The organism is Mycobacterium sp. 852002-51971_SCH5477799-a (assembly GCF_001667145.1).
Classification (GTDB): domain Bacteria; phylum Actinomycetota; class Actinomycetes; order Mycobacteriales; family Mycobacteriaceae; genus Mycobacterium.
In genome coordinates this window covers 168085-186810 of sequence record NZ_LZIF01000116.1, presented here as the reverse complement: position 1 = coordinate 186810, position 18726 = coordinate 168085, and the positions used below count along the sequence as shown (strand labels likewise).

Here is an 18726-nt window from a genome sequence, read left to right as displayed (position 1 = left end):
GGAGGTCAGAGCACGACGACCGTGGAAACTGGCAGCCCGAGCCGACCAGCTCGCACTCGAACTCGTATTGTTCGCAGCATGATCGCCGCTTTGATCCCGTGGTCAGCGTGCAGCCCGCTGTGGCCAGCCGGGGAATCCGCACACTAGGCCCGGTATAGACGCGTGGCGGCTCTTGCACTGGCGCTTGCCGGTCTGGCACTGCTCGACTCGCTGAATGTGCTCAACCTGGGAGTGGTCTCGGCCGTCATCTTCGACAGCCGGCTGGGGCGTCGGTCACCAATGCCCGGTGCCCTGAGCTACATCGCGGGCGTGTTCGCGGTGACGACAACGTTCGGCGTGTGCACCGTGCTAGGCATCGGCTTCATCACAGAGGTGCTCGACTTTCACCTGACACCGGCGATTCGCTTCCGGGGCGAACTGCTGCTGGGCATCGTGCTGATCGGTTTGGCCTACTTCCCGCTGACCGCCCAATCATCGGCACCAGGGTGGGCGCTGGCGGCGATGCGGCAACGACCGTGGCTGCTGGGATTCCTGGGGTTGGCGGTGGGCAGTGGTCAAGCCCCGACCGCCGTGCCCTACCTCACCGGGTTGGCGATGATCGCCGCGCTGCACCCCAGACCGTCGCTGTGGCCACTGGTCGTCATCGCCTATTGGACGATCGCTCTCTCGCCGCCCCTGCTGATCCTTAGCCTGTCGATGAGAAACACCATGCGAGCCAAGCGGATTCAGCGCGCGATCGTGCGTGCCCTCACCCGCTATGGCCCGATGTCGGTGCGACTGTTGTTTCTGGTTTTTGGCACCGGGCTCATCGCCGATGCATTGGTCAACCACAGCGCGCTCTGGTGACGCACCACGACTGCTCATGTCTCGCACAGCGGATGTTCGTAGACACCACGGGGTTCTGCCGCATTCACTTAGGAGCCTGCCAACAACAGCACCTACGGGCTGGCCGCGACCGTATGGACCAAGGACCTTGGCCGCTCCCATCGGCTGGCCAAGCGGCTCAAGGCCGGAACCGTCGGGCTCAACTGCGCCTTCCCCTACGACCATTCGATGGCGTTCGGCGGCTACAAGCAGTCGGGATGGGGCCACGAGTCCGGCAAAGCCGGCATCGAGACGTACCTACAGACGAAGATCGTCTGGGCACAGATGTAACGGCCTCAGGCCTGGGGTCCCTCCGGCGGCCAGTGCGTCCCGGGCGACGCCTCGCCGGGGCTCTCGAAATCGCCGCGGGACAGCGGCACCCACCGCTCGCTTGGCGCGGGCTGCTCTGACGAGGGGAAGTCGCGCAGGCTGCCGGTCGGCTTGGCGTCCCACTTGGCGAACGTCAATGGGGTCTGCAGCCAGACGTGCAGCAGATGATAGGCCGCTTCCAGCGAATCGATGTGGGTACGCTCCCAGCCGTGGCTGCCGTCGAGTCCGAAGCCGACCAGCGCGGCGCGGGTGTTGGCACCGGCCTCTATAGCCGCCGCTGCGTCGGACCGGTAGTAGCGAAAAATGTCACGCGCGAACGGAATTCCCCGCTCGTGGGCGAGCCGGCAAAGCTTCCGGGTCAGGTGATAGTCGAACGGCCCGTGCATGTCGGCCATCGGGATGGTCACGCCGTCCTCGAGGGAATGCTGGCCGGGCGCGCACACCGCGTTGTCCACCGAGACCAGCTCCGCGACGTCCGCGGGCAGGCCGTGGCTGGCCCCGTGGCCGACCTCTTCGGTGATGGTGACCATGATCGTGGTGCGGTGCGGCAACACCACTTTGTTCTCGGAGAAGTTCTTGGCCAGAGCGAGCGCGATCGCGACGCCCGCCTTCCCGTCCAGGTGGCGGGAGACGATGAAACCGTCGGCGGTGAGCTCGGGGCTGGTGATCAGCGCTACGAAGTCACCGATTTGCAGGCCGAGCCGCACCAGGTCTTCGCGCGTGGACACCTTGCGGTCGATGCGAACCTCGACGTGCTCCCAGTTTGTGGGTTGCGTGTCGATCCCCTCACCGAACGCGTGTCCGCTGGCCTTGAGCGGCAAGACGGTGCCGGTGATGAACTCATCGGGGTCGTCGATGAAGATGCGCACTCGGGCGCCGGCGGCGAACCGCGCCGAAAAGGTGCCGACCGGCACCAGTTCGAGTCGGCCGTTGTCCTTGAGTTCGCGGACCATGCAGCCGATGGTGTCGGAGTGTACGACCAGTGCCCGGTCGATCGTCGGGGACTCGCCCGGCAGCTCGGCGGTCAGTGCGCCGCGCCGGGTCAGCGTGAACGGCACGCCGAAGTCGTCGAAGATGTCGCCGATCACCTGCATCACCGCGTCCGTACGTCCCGCCGGGCTCGGGGTCTGCAGTAGCGCGAGCAGCGTGTCGATCATCCACGCGCGGTCGGCCTCGGCCATGGCCAGGGTCTGGCCCACGTCAGCTCCTTTCGAGTCGTCTCCGAACGCGTTCAACCTACCGTGTGACCGGCACCGAACGCCCGCTGCGGCTGCCGTCACGCACCCGCAGTGACGTACCCGACATGTGCACGGCGCCTAGGAGGCGGATTCCATCTCGGAGATCAGATCCGACAGGGTGAGGATTCGCTGGGCATCGCGAACGTGCAGGCTCTCGATCATGCGGCCATCGATCGTGATCACGCTGGTTCCGGCGGCCTGCGCCTGCTCGTAAGCCGAGACGATCTTGCGGGCGTCGTCCACTTCCTTGCGTGACGGACCGAACAGCTCATTGGCCGGGGCGATCTGCGACGGGTGAATGAGGGTCTTGCCGTCGAATCCCATCTCGCGCCCCTGCTGGGCCTCGGCCCGGAATGCGGCGTCGTCGGTGATGTCGTTGAACACCCCGTCCAGGATGACCTTTCCGGCCGCCCTCGCTCCCAGCAAGGCCAGGCCGAGGGCGGGCACGGCGGGTGCGCGCCCCTGGACGTGCAGACCGTGCAGTTCGTTGACCAGGTCGTTGGTGCCCACCACCAATCCGGCCAAGCGATCGCTGGCCGACGCGACCTCCTCAGCCCGCAGAAAGGCCCGAGGTGTTTCCATCATCACCCACAGCTGCAACGACTTCGGCGCCCCCAGCGCGTCGAGGACGTCAGCCAGCGCTTGAACCTGTTGACCCGTCTCGACTTTCGGCACCAGCACGCCGTCGGCCGTCGATGCGGCCACGGCGGCCAGGTCGTCGTCATGCCAATCGGTGTCCAAGCCGTTGATACGCACCACGACCTCGCGGGGCCGGTAACTCTCCGACGAGATCGCCTCGCACACGGTCGTCCGGGAGTCGGCCTTCGCGTCGGGCCCCACCGCATCCTCGAGGTCGAATATCAGCACGTCCGCCGGCAGCGATTTGCCCTTCTCCAGCGCGCGGGTCTTGTTGCCGGGTAGGTACAAGGCGGATCGGCGCGGGCGCAGGGTCGGTGTCGTTGGTGCGGGTGGCATAGCCAGAAAGTACCCTTCGGTACGGGTGGTGTAGTCGCCGGTGGTAAACGGTGCCAAGGGGAATTGACCGACGCGGCGGGTGAATTGCGAAAGGGGAAGCGAATGTCATCATTTGGCTCGGCGCGCAGCGAGGGCGACAGCTGGGACCTGGCCTCCAGCGTGGGCGCGACCGCGACGATGGTGGCTGCCTCGCGGGCGCTGGCGTCCCGAGAGCCGGACCCACTGCTTGACGACCGGTTCGCCGAGCCGTTGGTGCGCGCGGTCGGGCATCCGTTCTTCACCCGCATGCTGGATGGCCAGATCCCGCTGGACACCGACGACATGCCGATGACGCTGCAGCAGCGACGCGAGCAGATGACGGTGCGGACCAGATTCTTCGATGATTTCTTCGGCGCTGCCACCGCCGCCGGAATCCGCCAGGCCGTCATCTTGGCCGCCGGGCTGGACGCGCGAGCCTATCGGTTGCCCTGGCCTTCGGGCACCGTGGTCTTCGAGGTCGACCAGCCAGAGGTCATCGCCTTCAAGAGCGACACACTTGCCCAGATCGGTGCCGAACCGACCGCCGAGCGCCGGACCGTCGCTATCGATCTTCGAAACGATTGGCCAACCGCTCTGCGCGACAGTCGCTTTGACGCCAACGCCCCTACCGCCTGGATCGCCGAAGGCTTGCTGCCCTATTTACCGCCCGAAGCCCAGGACCGGTTGTTGGACAACATCACCGCGCTCAGCGCCCCGGGCAGCCGGCTGGCTACCGAGAACATCACCGACATGAGCGTCTTCACCGACGAACGGGCCCGGGCGATGCGCAGAGCTTGGCGGCAGCACGGACTGGACATCGACGTCGCCGAGCTGGTCTGGCTCGGGGAGCGCCGCCCCGCCGCTGAGCACCTGGCCGCCACCGGCTGGAACGTCACCCGCCACTCCACCGAACAGGTGTACGCCGACTACGGATTCGTGTTACCCGACAACGAAATCCTGAAGCAATTTCGCCACGCGATCAGTTACCTCAGAGCCGAATTGGCCTGAGGCCGCAGGTCGTTGAGCTGCTTCGCTAGGACTTGGCCTCGCGCCACTCGCGCTCGAACGGCAGCCGCCACGCGTTGGGTGCGATCAATTGGTGAATGGCGTTCGGACCCCACGTGCCCGGCTGATACAGCTTGGCCGGCGGCGGATCGGTGAGCAGGTCTTCCGAACGCTCCCACAATGATTCGATGCCTTCCGCGGTGTTGAACAGCGTGTGGTCGCCCCGCATCGCATCGAGAATCAATCGTTCGTAGGCCTCCAACACATCCACGACCGTCTCGATCTCCTGTGAAGAAAACTGCATGGACAGTTTGTCCAGCTTCATGCCCGGCCCGGGCCGTTTGCCATAGAAGGACAGCGAAACCTTCGAGTTGTCGGCAAGGTCGAACGTGAGGTGATCGGGGCCTTGCGTGCCCACCCCGGATCCGGGCGGGAACATCGTTCGTGGGGCCTCTTTGAACGCGATCGAGACGACGCGAATGCCCTCTGCCATCTTCTTGCCGGTGCGCAAGTAGATGGGCACTCCGGCCCATCGCCAATTGTCGATTCCCACCTTGAGCGCGATGAACGTCTCGGTGTCGGAATCTTTCGCGACGCCCTCCTCGTCGCGGTAACCGCTGTACTGGCCGCGCACCACGTTGGAGGGCTTGACCGGCAACATCGACCGAAACACCTTGTTCTTTTCCTCGCTGATGGCGAACGGTTCGAGCGCCGTCGGCGGCTCCATCACCGTGAACGCCATCACCTGGAACAGGTGGGTCACCACCATGTCCTTGTAGGCGCCGGTCTCTTCGTAAAAGTTCGCCCGCTGATCCAGACCCAGGGCCTCGGGGATGTCGATCTGAATATGGTCGATGAAGTTGCGGTTCCAGATCGGCTCGAACAGGCCGTTGGCGAAGCGGAACGCCAGGATGTTCTGCGCGGCTTCCTTCCCCAAGAAGTGGTCGATACGGAAAATCTGGGATTCTTCGAAGGTTTCGTGGACGAAGTCGTTCAGCGCCACCGCGCTGGCCAGGTCGGTGCCGAAGGGCTTCTCCATCACCACCCGGGAGCGCTCGACGAGCTTCGCGTCGCGCAGCATGGTGATCACGTCGCGCGCCGCTTTAGGGGGGACCGACAAGTAATGCAGCCGCCGCACGTCGCTGCCTAGATTGTCTTCGGCTTCGGCGACCGCCTCGGCGAGGGCTTCCGGTCCCGCGCCCTGCGGCACGTAACAGATGATCTTTGCGAAGCTGGCCCACTGCTCGGACGTGAGCTTGTGCGTGCCGAACTCGTCGATCGCGTTCTTTGCGACCTCGCGGAATTCGTCACTGCTGATGTCTTCGAGGGATGTCGCGATGATTTGGATGTCGGGCGCCAACTCGGACTGATTCAAGTAGGCCAGGCCGGGAATCAGCTTTCGCTTCGCCAGATCGCCCGTCGCGCCGAAAAGGACGATGACGTGCGGGTCGAGCCGATCGGGCTGGTGGCGGCGCTTGCGGGCGTCGGGAGCGGGATAAGCGATGGTCTGAGGTTTCTCGGTAGCCACTCTTGCGATGATTCCACCACGGCGGCGCTGTGTCTCGTATGTTCTGACGGCTCCCCGAACTGGTTAGCGAACGCGCGATCGGGTATGGAATAGCGGGGGCTCCCGGCGCCGGAGCCCACCCCCACCCCGGCCAATGGAAAGCGACATGACCAAACCCGACAAAGACCCGCTGAGCCGCGCTCAAGAGCTGGAAAACATCGTCGACGAGCTCGAGGAGAAGGTTACCGAGGAAAGCGAAGCCGAAGGCGTTCCCGGCAACCGCAGCGACCGGGAACAAGCGGCTGCCCGAGGCACCACCAGCGAGCCGCCGGACTAACGGGTCGCGGGCTAGCTCACGTGAACATCCTCACTCGCTCGGTAGGTCGATGGCGTGGGCCTTCAGCGTCGCCAGCATCCCGGCCGTCGGCCATTCGTTGGCCCGGTAGCGGACCGGGTTGATTCCCGCGACGGGAAGAATGCCCACCACGTCGACCACCGTCGGGAACGGCACGGTGAACTTGTCGGACACCTTCGACGGGTCGCCGACCAGAAACGTCACGTAATCGGTTTGCGGCAACTCCCACGAAATGCCCTGGCCCCACGCCGCCGTGGTGCGTCGGCCCCACGCCGTCTCGATCAGCTGCGCGTCGCCGACGTATTGCGGGAACAACTCGCGCTCGTAGTGCTCCCGCAAGAACTCGGTCTGGTGACTGTATTCCTTTGCGGCCAAGAGGCTTCGAGCCCTCAACGCCAAATCGCGCAGGGGGTGCGGGCCGGCCTGATCAAATGGCGCGATGACGCTGCCCTCGACCGTGTAGCCCTGCGGCGAGATGGGCTGATCGGCGTCGAGGTACATCTGCTCGGCGACCTCGAAGAGGTCCGCCGCGTTGTCGGGCGCGTCGGTGCCCAGTATCAACACGCCGTCGCCAGGGAAAAAGACCAGTGGACGGGGGCCGTCCGGCACGGCAAGCGAACCCAACCAACCGGTCGCGAGGATCATCGAATCGACATAGGTGCCGCCGTCGGCGTCTTTCAACAGGAACTTCTCGCCCGGCTGCAAGGTCTGCTGATGCGCGGAAAGGTTCTCCCTGGCCGCCGCGAAGGCCTGATCGCCGCTGATGCCCCAAGCGTCCGTTTCTGCCGGGGTCACCATGGCCCGCACCGTGGGCAGGTCGACCACGACCATCTCGTTGATGAAGGGGAACACGGGACGGACCCAGGGCAGTGCCCCGGTGTTGACCAAGTGGTTGACGTAGCTTTGCGGACGCAGCACCGGCCTCAGCAAGGGGCCGGCCTCGGCCCAATCCATGGGCGGCGGCGGTTGGGCGGTTGCCATATTCAGCTGCTTCCTGCTCTCGAACAGCGAACACGCACGTTACACCCCGCGTCGGCCGATACAAGTCACCATTTGCGTTGCGGGGGTTGGCCGTGCGCCGGGGCGTACGGCCCGACCCAGGTGGCGAGGGCGTCGCGTAACGCGGGGTCGGTTCCGGCGCCGGCCCATGCGACGTGGCCGTCCGGACGGATCAACACCGCGGGCGGCTCGCTGACCGCGCCCAGCACCGGAAGCACGCATGGGGCAACACTTTTCGCGGACACCACCCGGACCCTCTCCTGCCAGGGCTGAATGTCGATGCCGTCGGTGTGCCCGAGATTCAGCAGCAGCGGGCGGGCGTCTCGCAGCAGGTCGAACACGCGCAATGGCCCGTCGGCGGTGACCAGGTCCAGGTCGGGCATCCTGCGGCCGACCAGCGGGTGTCCCCCATCCAGGTCGTAGTGGATGTCCAGGCCGGACATCATCGCGGCGAAGCATGCGCGCGGTTCGCCCATGCCGAGTAGGTCGGACACGGTGTCGCGCAGTGCCTTGGTACGTTCGTCGGGGCGAAGGAGCGCCATCTGCGCCAACGCGTTGCGCAGCACGCGCTGGGCAACCGGGTGCCGTTCGGCGTGGTAGCTGTCCAGGAGGCTGTCCGGCGACGTCCCGTTGACCACCTGGCCCAGCTTCCAGCCCAGATTCACCGCGTCCTGCACGCCGGTGTTGAGGCCCTGCCCGCCCACCGGGTGGTGGATGTGTGCGGCGTCGCCGGCGAGCAGCACCCGCCCGCGACGATAGGCGGCGGCCTGCCGCGCCGCATCGGTGAACCGGGAAAGCCAAGCGGGACTGTGAATCCCATAGTCGGTCCCGTATACAGCGACGAGCGCCTCTCTCAAGTCGCGCAGCGTGGGTTCGGTGGCTGGCCCAAGGTGGGCCTCGGTGACCATGACCCGAACCGGCCCGCCCTCCTCGGCGGTGGACAAGGCGTGGACGCCGAGCGCGTCGTGGCGGATGCCCCATTGCGGGGATTGTCCTGGCCCTGGATTCATTTCGACCTCGGCAAGCAGATAGCTCGTCGTCGCGTCCCATCCCGGAAATTCGATGCCGGCCGTCTTGCGGATGACGCTGCGTCCGCCGTCGCAGCCGACGAGATACTGCCCGCGCATCATCCGGCCATCGGACAGAACAACGTCGACGCCGTTGCCGTCCTGGGCGAAGGTCGTTACCTCTTCGCCGCGGTAGATCGGCACACCGAGCTCGCCGACCCAGTCGCAGAGGATGCGTTCGAATTCGTTCTGCCACAGCGCGAGTCCGTACGGATGCCGGGTGGGAAAGTCACTGATGTCCAGCCGGATCTGGGCGAACCCGGCGACCTGCGCCACCTCGCCCCGGGACAGGAACCGATCGGCGATGCCGCGCTGGTCGAGGACTTCGATGGTGCGCGAATGCAGACCGCCGGCCCGTGCCCCGATCAGATCCTGGCTGGCGCGCCGCTCAACAACGGCGGCGTCCACCCCCGCCAACGCCAATTCCCCCGCCAGCATCAATCCCGTCGGTCCGCCCCCGGCGATGAGCACCGCGTGCTTGATGTCGCCGGGCGAGTCCTCCGATGACCACGAAACATCCACTTCGCCACCCCGATTCGCTTGAATTCTGGTCGAGGACAGCGATTTTGCATCATCACCCGGGCCTTGCGGCAAGCCCCCATGTGCGCTATAGGTTGAAAGTGGCGGGGAAAATAATCAACAACGGTCGCGCACCGCGTCGATCGCACGGTAGATCCGCTGCTCGCTGACCGGGCGCGGCGTCCCGAGTTGCTGGGCCCACAGGCTCACCCGTAGTTCCTCGATCTGCCGGGCGATATCGCGAACGTCGGCGGCCGCCTTCGCCGGCTTCGGCAGCTCATGTACCAGTTCGTCGTAGGCCACCTGCACGGCGTGCACCTGTTGCATGCGCTCCCGATCGGCCTGGCCGGCGTGGGGAAGCCCGTCGAGGCGGCGACGGATCCCCAGGAGGTAGCGGGTGAGGTCGGCGAGGTGGGTGGCCCCCGTGGCGGCGACGAAACCGGCCGGCAACAGCCGATTCAGCTGCGCACGGATGTCGGCGACCGCATCGGTCCGACCGGGCGGAGGATTTGCGGGCAACAGGAGTTGCACCTCCTGAGCGACGGTCAGCACCTTTTCGACGCGGCCCACGATGTCGAGGGTGTTGGGCAGCAGGGACTTTTCCGCCCGCTGTTGCAGCGCGACGAATTCCACGCGCGTCCACACCGGCGCCGCCACAAGCGCGTCGGTCGCGGCGTCGGCGCAGTCGTCCAGCAGCGCGGGCAGATCACCATCCGGGTTGGTTCCCAGAGCCAGTCGGGTGCGTGGATCGAGTTGACGTGCAATGGCTTTGATCGGTGAAGCGACAGTGAGCCGCACCAGCCGCCGGATGCCGGGGCTCATCGCCTCGTCCTGCTCGACCGACGTGGCGAACACGCGAAGGTCGACGGCGCCGCCGGAGTCGACGAATGCGGGAAAGCCCCGCACGGTGCGCCCGTCAATCGTGCGTTCGACGACGCGGGGCAGTTCGTCGACGTTGTCGGGCCAGCCACGCAGGCCCGCACGCTCCAGTTCGCCCGCGACCGCGTGCGCGACGGCTTGGCGGGCCGGTGTGGTGAGGCGTTCCTGCAGGGACCGCAGATCCTTGCCGCGGGCCACCTCGGTGCCGTCCCCGGCCTCGATCGCGAAGGTCACCCGCAGGTGCGGCGGCAGCTTGTCCAGGTCGAAGGCGTCGATCGGCACCAAAATTCCACTGCGACGGCGTAATTCGCGCTGCAGCGCCGGCAGCACCGGCTCACCGGTCGGGTCGATTGCCGCCAGCACCGCCCGCGCAGTGTCGGGTGCGGGAACAAAGTTGCGCCGCAAGTCCTTCGGCAGTGACCGGATGAGCGCGGTCACCAGCTCCTCGCGCAGCGCCGGCACCTGCCAGGCGAACTCGTCGCCGCCCAAGCGCGCCAGCACGTCGATCGGCACGTGCACAGTGACGCCATCGTCGGCGGCGCCGGGCTCGAATCGGTAGGTCAGGGGCAGCGCGACATCGCCCGTTCGCCACGTGTTCGGTCGATCCGTGCCTGCGGTGTCGTCGGTTCGCAGCAAGTCGGCGCGGGTGAAGGTCAACAGGTCCGGTGTCTTGTGTCGCTGCTTCTTCCACCACGGGTCGAAGTGGCGGGCGGAAACGACATCGGCGGGAATGCGGGCGTCATACAGCGTGTAGACCTCGTCGTCGCCGATCAGCAGGTCGCGGCGGCGGGCTCGCTCCTCCAGCTCCTCGAGTTCGGCCCGCAGCCTTGCGTTGTCGCGAAAGAAGTCGTGACGGGTTTGCCAGTCGCCTTCGACGAGCGCGTGCCTGATGAACAGTTCGCGCGCCACGGCCGGCTCGACCCGGGCGTATCCCACCCGGCGGCGCGCAACCAGCGGCAGTCCATACAACGTCACCCGCTCGAATGCCAGTACCTCGCCGCGTCTGGCGTCCCAGTGCGGTTCGCTGTAGGTCCGCTGCACCAGGTCGCCGGCCACCCGCTCCACCACCTCGGGCTGGATGCGGGCGGCGGTCCGCCCGTACAGCCGGCTGGTCTCGACCAGCTCCGCCACAACTACCCAGCGGGGCGGCCGTTTGGTGAGTGCCGAGCCGGGCGCCAGCACGAAGTGCGAGTTGCGCGCGCCCAGATATTCGCGGGTGTCTTCGCGGCGCATGCCCACATGCGACAACAGCCCCGCGAGCAATGCCGCGTGCACCCGGCCGGGATCCGCCAACTCCTCGGACGCGTCTTCGACGATGCCCAAGTCACGCGCGATGCTGCGCAGCTGCCCAACGAGATCCTGCCATTCGCGGATCCGCAGATAGTGCAGGAACTCGGACCGGCACATCCTCCGAAAGGCATTGCCGGATAAAGATTGCCGTTGCTCACGCAGGTAGCGCCACAGGTTGAGGTAGGACATGAAGTCGGAATGCTCGTCTGCGAACCGGGCGTGCTTTGCGCGGGCTGCCTCCTCGCGGTCGCTCGGTCGTTCCCGCGGGTCGGGAATCGTCAGCGCCGCGGCCAACACAAGCATCTCGCGCACGCATCCTTCGGTTTGTGCCTGCAGGATCATCCGGCCCAGCCTCGGGTCGACGGGAAGTCGCGCGAGGCGGCGGCCGAGGTCGGTGATGGCGCCGTGCTGGTCGAACGCGCCCAATTCCTGCAGCAGCTGCACGCCGTCGCGAACGCTGCGCCGGTCCGGCGGATCGAGAAAGGGGAACTTGTCGATGTCGCCGAGCTGCAACGCCGCCATCTGCAACAGGACGGCGGCCAGGTTCGTCCGCAGGATCTCGGGTTCGGTGTAACGCGGCCGCGCCACGAAATCCTGTTCGGAGTAGAGCCGGATGCACACGCCCGGTGCGACCCGGCCACACCGGCCGGCGCGCTGCGCGGCCGAGGCCTGCGAGATGGGCTCGATCGGCAGCCGCTGGACCTTCAGGCGTCTGCTGTAGCGCGAAACACGGGCGTTGCCCGGGTCGATGACGTAACGGATCCCGGGCACGGTCAACGACGTCTCGGCCACGTTGGTCGCCAATACGACGCGGCGTCCGGTATGCGGCGCGAACACTCTCTGTTGTTCGGCGGTCGGCAGCCGGGCATACAAGGGAAGCACCTCGGTGTGTTTGAGCGCGCTCAAAGCCTCTGCGGTATCGCGGATTTCGCGTTCTCCAGACACGAAGACCAGGATGTCCCCCGGCGGCTCGGCATCGAGTTCAGCGATGGCGTCGACGATCGCCTCGACCTCGTCGCGGGTCTCGGTCCGCACGATCTCGTGATCGGGATCGTCCGGGTCGTCATCGGAGGCGGAAGGCACGACGATCTCCAGCGGCCGGTAGCGCACCTCGACCGGATATGTCCGCCCCGACACCTCGATGATCGGCGCGTTGTCGCTGAGCACATGTTCGGCTCCGCCGAAGTGCGCCGCGAAACGCTGCGGCTCGATCGTCGCCGAGGTGATGATCACTTTCAGATCCGGGCGGCGCGGCAGTAACTCGCGCAGGTAACCGAGCAGAAAGTCGATGTTGAGGCTGCGCTCGTGCGCCTCGTCGAGGATGAGCGTGTCGTAGCGCAGCAGGCGGCGGTCGCGCTGGATCTCGGCGAGCAGGATGCCGTCGGTCATCAGCTTGATCAGCGTCCGATCGCTGACCTGGTCAGTGAACCGCACGGTATAGCCGACGGTGTCGCCCAGCGGGCCCCCCAGCTCGTCGGCGATGCGCTGGGCGACCGTGCGGGCGGCCAACCGGCGGGGCTGCGTGTGCCCGATGGTTCCGCGGATGCCGCGGCCGGCTTCGAGACAGATCTTGGGCAGCTGGGTGGTCTTGCCCGATCCGGTCTCCCCGGCGATCACCACCACCTGATGCGCCCGTACCGCCTCGGCGATTTCCTGCCGCCGCTCGCTGACCGGCAGGTCGGGATAAGTGATTGTCGGCACGGCGGCTTGACGGGTGGCGATCACCGCCTGCGCCGCCGCGATCTGCTCGGCCAATTGCCGCAGTTTCTCGGGCGAGGCGCCGCGCAGGTTCTTCAGGCGCCGGCCGATTCGGGCGGCGTCGCGCAGCGTCACTCCGTCGAGCTGTTTGCGCAACTGCGCTGCAGACGGTTCGGCCACTCCGCACAGAATAGGCACCCGCCGGCCGGACACCGCAATGCGTCGACCCACGGGCTGGGTTGATGGTCGCCGAATCCGGGTATCAGGTGGCGAGCGCATCGAATTGGATGCCGGCTTGCGGGGGAAGTGATCGGCGATGGTCGGTTGGCTGGACAGGCTGCAGCGACGGAATCGAGTCGTCGGGGTGATCGTCGGTGTCGTCTACAAGTACAACGACGATCAGGGTGGTTACCTCGCCGCCCTGATCACCTACTACGGGCTGGTGTCGCTATTCCCGCTGTTGCTGCTGTTGACCACCGGCCTGGGGGTGGTGTTGGCCGGCCGGCCCGATCTGCAGGCACAGGTGCTGCGCAGCACCCTAAGTCAGTTCCCGGTACTCGGCGACCAGCTGCACCATCCCCAGGGGCTCAGCGGCGGAGCGGTGGGCGTGGTCGTGGGCCTTCTCGGCGCGCTCTACGGCGGTCTGGGCGTGGGGCAGGCGCTGCAGAACGCGATGGACACGGTGTGGGCGGTGCCGAAGCACAAGCGCCCCAATCCGATTACCTCCCGCCTGCGCAGCCTGCTGTTGCTGTTGGTACTCGGCTCGGCCGCCGTCGCGGCCACCGTATTGGCCGCGGCGGGCCACGCCACCGGAGCGCTCGGCATCTTCAGCAAGATCGGCCTCGTACTGGCCGCAGTGGCAATCAACGCAATGATCTGCCTGGTGGCCTTCCGCGTGACGACGGCGCGCGCGCTGACCTACCGGCAAGTGCTACCGGGAGCGGTTGCCGCAGCGTTCATTTGGCAGATGCTGCAGTGGTTCGGTGCCGGCTATGTGGCGCACACCGTGAAAAGGGCCAGCGCAACCAACAGTGTGTTCGCACTGGTGTTGGGCGCGTTGGCGTTTCTGTTCCTCGCGTCGGTGGCACTGGTGATGTGCGCGGAGGTCAATGTCGTCTTGGTGGAGCGGCTCTACCCGCGCGCCCTGCTGGGCGCGTTCAGCGACGACGCGGATCTGACGACGGCGGATCGGCGGACCTACACCAAGAAGGTCAAAGCCGAACGAGTCAAGGCCTTCGAGCGGGTACACGTGCATTTCGACGACGTCAAACGCCTGCCCGCGAAAACCGTAGAGCGCCTTGGGAGTTTCCACGACTCTCACCGCCCGCGCACACCATGACGATGGGTTTGTCACCGGCTCACCGCGAGGGTGGGGGCGCGGCGCAATAGTCTGCAGTCATGAGTCTGGTCACCTACGAGCTGCAAGACCACGTCGCCACCATCACCCTGAACCGCCCTGAGGCGCGCAACGCCATCAACGGTGCGCTTCGCCAAGACCTGAACGCCGCCTGGGATCGCTTCCGCGACGACCTGGACGCGTGGGTCGGGATTCTGACGGCCAACGGCGGCGTCTTCTGTGCCGGCGGCGACCTCAAGGACGGTGAAGGCTCGGTTGGCACCTTCGGCGGCACCTTCTGGGAGAAGCCGACCATCAACTCGTTCGAATCCGGCATGGAATTGTTCAAGCCGACCATCGCCGCCGTGCACGGTCCGTGCATCGGCTACGGCGTGACCGGGGTCCTGTTCTGCGACTTCGTCATCGCCAGCACCGAGGCCACGTTCTGCTTTCCCGAGGTATCGATCGGGGTGCCCACCATCGTCGGAGCCATCCGGCTCCCGCATCGAGTGGGCTGGGCCAACGCCATGGAGTTGCTGCTGACCGGAAAACCCATGAGCGCCGAACGGGCCAAGGAAATCGGTCTGGTCTGGAAGCTGGTCGAGCCCGATCAATTGCAGGCCGAAGCCCAAGCGTGGGCCCGCACCCTTACCGAGGCCGCGCCGCTGGCACAGCGGGCGACCAAAGAAGTGGCGTGGCGAACCGCCGACATGGGCTGGATCGAATCCGTGCGCTTCGGCGAGACCATGCGCAAGGTGGCCGGTGCGACCGAAGACGTCGCGGAGGGCCTGCGTGCCTGGGCGGAGAAGCGCAAACCGCAGTGGCGCGGCCGGTGACGCCCGGTTCGGGTGTCAGAACGCGTAGCGCAGCCGGCAGCCCGGCAGCGTGACCGCGAGCAGGTCGGTCAGGTCCTGCGGTGCTGATGCGCGTTACGAGAGTGGGCGGCATTGTCCATCCAACGCCTGCGCGCCGGGCGCGGTTCCAAGTGGCGAACGGGCGGTGCCGTGGCCTTCACTGGTGAGGTGGCGGGCGAACGATTGCGTGCCGAGCTAGGGCGGGTGTCAAGCGGTGGCGGCCGAGGCGCCGACCATGCCGAGATCGCCCTCGGCGACGGGCCGATGAGACAGCGGCTCGAGTCGTCGATCCAAGCGCTGGCCGAGCATCGTGGCCCGAAGAGCAGCATCTGCCCGTCGGACGCCGCCCGTGCGATAGGCGGCGACAATTGGCGCGAGTTGATGGACGACGCGCGGGAGGCCGCCCGACGGCTCGCCCGATCGGGCGACGCGGAGATCACACAACGCGGCGACGTCGTCGACCCCGACGGCGAATGGACTGGCCCCATTCGCATCCGACGCGCCCGGCCTTGAATATGACTGGTGCGGCAACCACATCCGTCTGCTGATCACTGCTCTCAGCCGTTGCGCCAACCGCCGGGACTGCCGCGGCCGACGATATGACAGGATCTCGGCATGAGTGCACGCAGACTTGCTCGGTGGGTTGGAATGTCGGTTGTGACGACGTGGGCGCTGCTGAGTGCACCGTTCGCCATCCCCACCGCCGTCGCCGATGGGTGCTCGGACGTCTCGGTGGTTTTCGCCCGGGGCACCCATCAGGAGCCCGGGCTCGGCAACATCGGACAGGCGTTCGTCGACTCGCTGACGTCGCAACTCGGCGGTAAGTCCGTTGATGTCTATGCAGTCAACTACCCCGCCAACGACGACTACCACAACAGCGCCAACGCCGGGTCCGCCGACGCCAGCGCGCACATCCAGGACGTCGTGGCCACCTGCCCGAATTCGCGGATCGTGCTTGGCGGCTACTCCCAGGGCTCGACGGTGATCGACCTGGCCACCAACGCGATGCCGCCCTCGGTGGCCGATCATGTCGCCGCCGTGGCCCTCTTCGGCGAGCCGACCAGCCAGTTCTCCAGCATGCTCTGGGGCGGCCAGCCGCTGCCGACGATCAACCCGGCTTATGGCTCCAAGGTCACCAGCGTGTGCGCGCCCGACGATCCAATCTGCTCGGGCGGCGGCAACATCATCGCGCACGTGACCTACATCGACACCGGGATGACCGCGCAGGCCGCGACATTTGCGGCCGACAAGGTCAACCAGGCTGCGCCGCGCGCCTGACAGCGTCAGTCGTTCGCCCGCTCCTCTTGCCGTTGCCGCTTCTCGGCGGCCGCCAACTCCGCCACCCGATCCGCCTCGGCGCGCTTGTCCGCGGCCTCGCCGAGCTTGTCCTCGGCGTCGTCGATTTCTGACGCCGCAGCCTCGGCCGCGGCCTTCTCGGCGGCTCGAGTTTTGTCTTCCACCTGACGCTTGGCCGCCTCGGCCGCCTGTTTGCGCTGAGAAGCCGTCTCGTCGGCGCGCTGCTTCGCCGCGGCGCTTTGCTGTTGCGCCGACTGCGCCGCCTCGCGCTTGCGCTGCTCGGCAGTGATACGTGCCTCTTTGACTTCCTGTCGGGTGGCCGCCTGCGTTTCCTCGCGCTTTTGAATCGCCTCGTCGCGGGTGCTCTTCAGCTTGGCATCGGCCTGTGCCTTCCTGGCCGCGGCCTGTGCGTCCAGTTGCGCCGCGCGGCCCAGGGCATCGCTGCGTTCGACCAGAGCCGCCCCCCGCTCGACGAGCGTCGTGTCGCCGAGCGCATTTCCGACGGTGGTGTCGAGCAATCCGAGCGAGCGCTCGTACAGCAGCCGCGCCGGTGCTTCCGTAGGGATGCGGTTGACGACATGATCCTCGATCAACTGCAACGGGATTCGAGCGAGTTGGTATTGAAATCGCAGCACTGCCAGCGGGACATCGGAAATCTTCATCAACTTCTCCTGAGGGTGAGGCCCGCCGTCACGGCAGGTCGGCTTCGTTGGTCACGTTCTGGGCCTGCCGACGCAGCCGGTCGGCCTCCGATTCTTCGTTGCGGGCGACCTGGACCGAGGTCTGGTGCTCGGCGACCGCGTCGACTATTTCCTCGGATGCCTCGCGGATTTCTGCGCGCTCATCGGCCTCGGCCACTTGGATATCGCGCTCCGCGTCCACCTCGGCCTGGGTCTTCGCCGCGGTCGCCTGCTGATGCGCCGCCCGGTCGGCGGCACGGTTCTGGGCGGCCGCTTGGGCCTCGATCGAATCTTCGGCGGCGACGGCCGCAGCGTTCGCCGACAGGCGTTGTCGGGCACCCTCGACCCTGACTTCGGCCGCCTCCTCCTGGGCTTGGTTGACCTGGGCTTCGGCCACGGCCTCCGCCGCATTCGCTTCCTTGCGTTCGTGCGCCTGGGTCTGCTCCAGTTGACCCTCGGCGGTCAGCGATTCGTTGCCCGTCACTGCGCCGGCGACCTCTTTGGCTTTGCCTTTGATCGAGTCGATCAGGCCCCTACGCGCTTCGTCGGCCTTGTTCTGCTCACTCATCATTCTCCTTGCGGCGTTGGCCAGAAACCTTCGTTTGTGTCTGGTGTGTGGTTCCACGAATTGGGCGGATCAAACACGGCGTGTGTCAGGTCACTGAATGCCGACCGTCAGCGATGCATGGGAATTCTTGAAATAATAAGCGGCCCACTACATTTCGTGCCAGTAGTCCGGTGTAGTGCCCGGACGCGCGACATGCCGACACGCTGCCCGGCACGGCCATCGATTCCAGCAAGCTCGCCCGCGGAACTGCGCCGGCCGGACGATCGCCGCGTCCCTTAGGCTAACGTCGACCCTATGTCCAAAGTCTCCGGCAACGACCTGATCGACGACGTCAGCCCTGGCGACGTCATCTCCGTGGACCGCGGCTCCGGTGAACAGCCCTACAAAGTTGTCTTCAAGAATCCCAGCGACGCGGGTTATCTCATCACGTTCGAGAGCGACGCCGGCGAGACCTTTCAGCTCGAGCTGGCGGCCGGCACCCGAGTGAAACGGTCGCTCGAGGCGAAGTGGGAATCTGCGCAGAGCCCCACGCCGAACTCCGAGAACTAGCGGCGCAGCCATACGCGCTTGGCCGGAAGGTGTTGACGCACAAACATTCCGATGGCCAGCGCATCCGTCGCCCCAAACACATTCCGGCAAACCGGGCGCTGACACCGCTGATTCCGCGGATGGCGTCGCCAACCTCCGTGCCCACCTGCCGTTTGGGTGGCATCTAGGCGGGTACCGCAATGCTCCAACGGAGGGAGCGCGCGGTGAGCTATGTGAAGATCGCGAAGAACCAAGTGCTGGGCGTGGTGAACAAGGTCGTCGACATGCGGCGTCGCCACACCAGGGCGCAAACGGTCACCATCGCTTGCCCTGTCGAGCGAATCGAGCAGTTCTGGCGCGACCCCGACCAGCTGTCCGTGGTACTCGGTGACATCGTGGAAGTCGACGCCGACGGTCCAGACCGCTATCGCTGGCGGCTCTCCGCAGGGTCCGACGTGGCCTGGGACTCAACCTTGGTCGCGGAGACCGCCGGAGTTCGTTTCGTCGGCAACGGTAACCAAATCGTCGTCCACTATCGACCGGCTCCGCACGAGCTCGGCACCGAGGTCACCCTGTGTCTGGACACACCCGCGCCCGCGCTGTTGTCCGGCGCGGCGGCCTTCAAGATCCTCTACCGGTTACGGGCCCTGATGCAGACCGGCGAGGTTCCGACTATCCAGTCCAACCCGAGCGCGCGGAACTCCGCGCGGTAAGCGAAAG

General features: G+C 66.4%; 17 protein-coding genes and 1 pseudogene. 10 read left to right on the top strand and 8 right to left on the bottom strand.

Annotated features, from left to right (window positions below; genetic code table 11):
• Positions 1-162: 162 nt before the first annotated feature.
• Entirely contained in the window at positions 163-846 is a 684-nt protein-coding gene (locus A5753_RS20000) for a GAP family protein (protein ID WP_067132136.1), read from the top strand.
• 78 nt (positions 847-924) lie between these two features.
• A pseudogene (locus tag A5753_RS24070) lies at positions 925-1155 on the top strand (aldehyde dehydrogenase family protein); the annotation flags it as partial.
• Positions 1156-1160: 5 nt separating this feature from the next.
• Here the strand turns inward: A5753_RS24070 and A5753_RS19995 are convergent.
• Complete coding sequence (locus A5753_RS19995) at positions 1161-2393, bottom strand: osmoprotectant NAGGN system M42 family peptidase (protein WP_067132553.1); 1233 nt, start codon at positions 2391-2393, stop codon at positions 1161-1163.
• Positions 2394-2510: 117 nt separating this feature from the next.
• On the bottom strand, positions 2511-3407 hold the full coding sequence (locus tag A5753_RS19990; protein ID WP_067132549.1) for a CoA ester lyase: 897 nt from the start codon (positions 3405-3407) through the stop codon (positions 2511-2513).
• A gap of 102 nt (positions 3408-3509) precedes the next feature.
• Here A5753_RS19990 and A5753_RS19985 point away from each other — a divergent pair, with 102 nt between their 5' ends.
• A complete protein-coding gene (locus tag A5753_RS19985) occupies positions 3510-4433 on the top strand; it encodes a class I SAM-dependent methyltransferase (protein WP_067132133.1) in 924 nt (307 codons plus the stop codon).
• Positions 4434-4458: 25 nt separating this feature from the next.
• Here A5753_RS19985 and zwf read toward each other — a convergent pair whose 3' ends face one another.
• Entirely contained in the window at positions 4459-5958 is a 1500-nt protein-coding gene (gene zwf, locus A5753_RS19980; RefSeq protein ID WP_067132130.1) for a glucose-6-phosphate dehydrogenase, read from the bottom strand.
• Between the two features lie 133 nt (positions 5959-6091).
• On the opposite strand from zwf, the gene A5753_RS19975 reads away from it, so the two are divergent.
• On the top strand, positions 6092-6274 hold the full coding sequence (locus A5753_RS19975) for a hypothetical protein (protein ID WP_067132127.1): 183 nt from the start codon (positions 6092-6094) through the stop codon (positions 6272-6274).
• A 30-nt stretch (positions 6275-6304) separates the two neighbouring features.
• On the opposite strand, the gene A5753_RS19970 is transcribed toward A5753_RS19975, so the two are convergent.
• The 3 genes from A5753_RS19970 to hrpA form a co-directional block, all read right to left on the bottom strand.
• Positions 6305-7279 carry a hypothetical protein gene (locus A5753_RS19970; protein WP_067132124.1) on the bottom strand — a complete coding sequence of 325 codons (975 nt, stop codon included), beginning with the start codon at positions 7277-7279 and terminating at the stop codon, positions 6305-6307.
• 59 nt (positions 7280-7338) lie between these two features.
• On the bottom strand, positions 7339-8880 hold the full coding sequence (locus A5753_RS19965; RefSeq protein WP_255361371.1) for an FAD-dependent monooxygenase: 1542 nt from the start codon (positions 8878-8880) through the stop codon (positions 7339-7341).
• A gap of 114 nt (positions 8881-8994) precedes the next feature.
• Complete coding sequence (gene hrpA / locus A5753_RS19960; protein WP_067132120.1) at positions 8995-12924, bottom strand: ATP-dependent RNA helicase HrpA; 3930 nt, start codon at positions 12922-12924, stop codon at positions 8995-8997.
• Between the two features lie 136 nt (positions 12925-13060).
• Here hrpA and A5753_RS19955 point away from each other — a divergent pair, with 136 nt between their 5' ends.
• The 4 genes from A5753_RS19955 (at position 13061) to A5753_RS19940 (ending at position 16212) form a co-directional block, all read left to right on the top strand.
• Positions 13061-14083, top strand: coding sequence for a YhjD/YihY/BrkB family envelope integrity protein (locus A5753_RS19955; RefSeq protein WP_067132117.1), 1023 nt, complete (start codon positions 13061-13063; stop codon positions 14081-14083).
• A 59-nt stretch (positions 14084-14142) separates the two neighbouring features.
• Positions 14143-14916, top strand: a complete 774-nt coding sequence (locus A5753_RS19950) for an enoyl-CoA hydratase/isomerase family protein (RefSeq protein ID WP_067132114.1) — start codon at positions 14143-14145, stop codon at positions 14914-14916.
• Between the two features lie 168 nt (positions 14917-15084).
• Positions 15085-15447, top strand: coding sequence for a DUF3253 domain-containing protein (locus A5753_RS19945; protein WP_231990113.1), 363 nt, complete (start codon positions 15085-15087; stop codon positions 15445-15447).
• Between the two features lie 102 nt (positions 15448-15549).
• Positions 15550-16212: a cutinase family protein gene (locus A5753_RS19940; RefSeq protein WP_067132111.1), complete on the top strand. Its 663-nt coding sequence runs from the start codon at positions 15550-15552 to the stop codon at positions 16210-16212.
• Between the two features lie 5 nt (positions 16213-16217).
• On the opposite strand, the gene A5753_RS19935 is transcribed toward A5753_RS19940, so the two are convergent.
• Positions 16218-16892: an IF2 family translation initiation factor gene (locus tag A5753_RS19935; RefSeq protein ID WP_067132541.1), complete on the bottom strand. Its 675-nt coding sequence runs from the start codon at positions 16890-16892 to the stop codon at positions 16218-16220.
• A 28-nt stretch (positions 16893-16920) separates the two neighbouring features.
• Positions 16921-17478 (bottom strand): CsbD family protein, encoded by a 558-nt coding sequence (locus A5753_RS19930; RefSeq protein ID WP_067132538.1) that lies wholly within the window; start codon positions 17476-17478, stop codon positions 16921-16923.
• A 294-nt stretch (positions 17479-17772) separates the two neighbouring features.
• Here A5753_RS19930 and A5753_RS19925 point away from each other — a divergent pair, with 294 nt between their 5' ends.
• Both A5753_RS19925 and A5753_RS19920 read left to right on the top strand, forming a co-directional pair.
• Entirely contained in the window at positions 17773-18027 is a 255-nt protein-coding gene (locus A5753_RS19925; protein WP_067132108.1) for a hypothetical protein, read from the top strand.
• 203 nt (positions 18028-18230) lie between these two features.
• The gene (locus tag A5753_RS19920) at positions 18231-18719 is read left to right on the top strand and encodes a hypothetical protein (RefSeq protein WP_067132105.1); all 489 of its coding nucleotides are present in this window, start codon (positions 18231-18233) and stop codon (positions 18717-18719) included.
• Positions 18720-18726 lie beyond the last annotated feature (7 nt).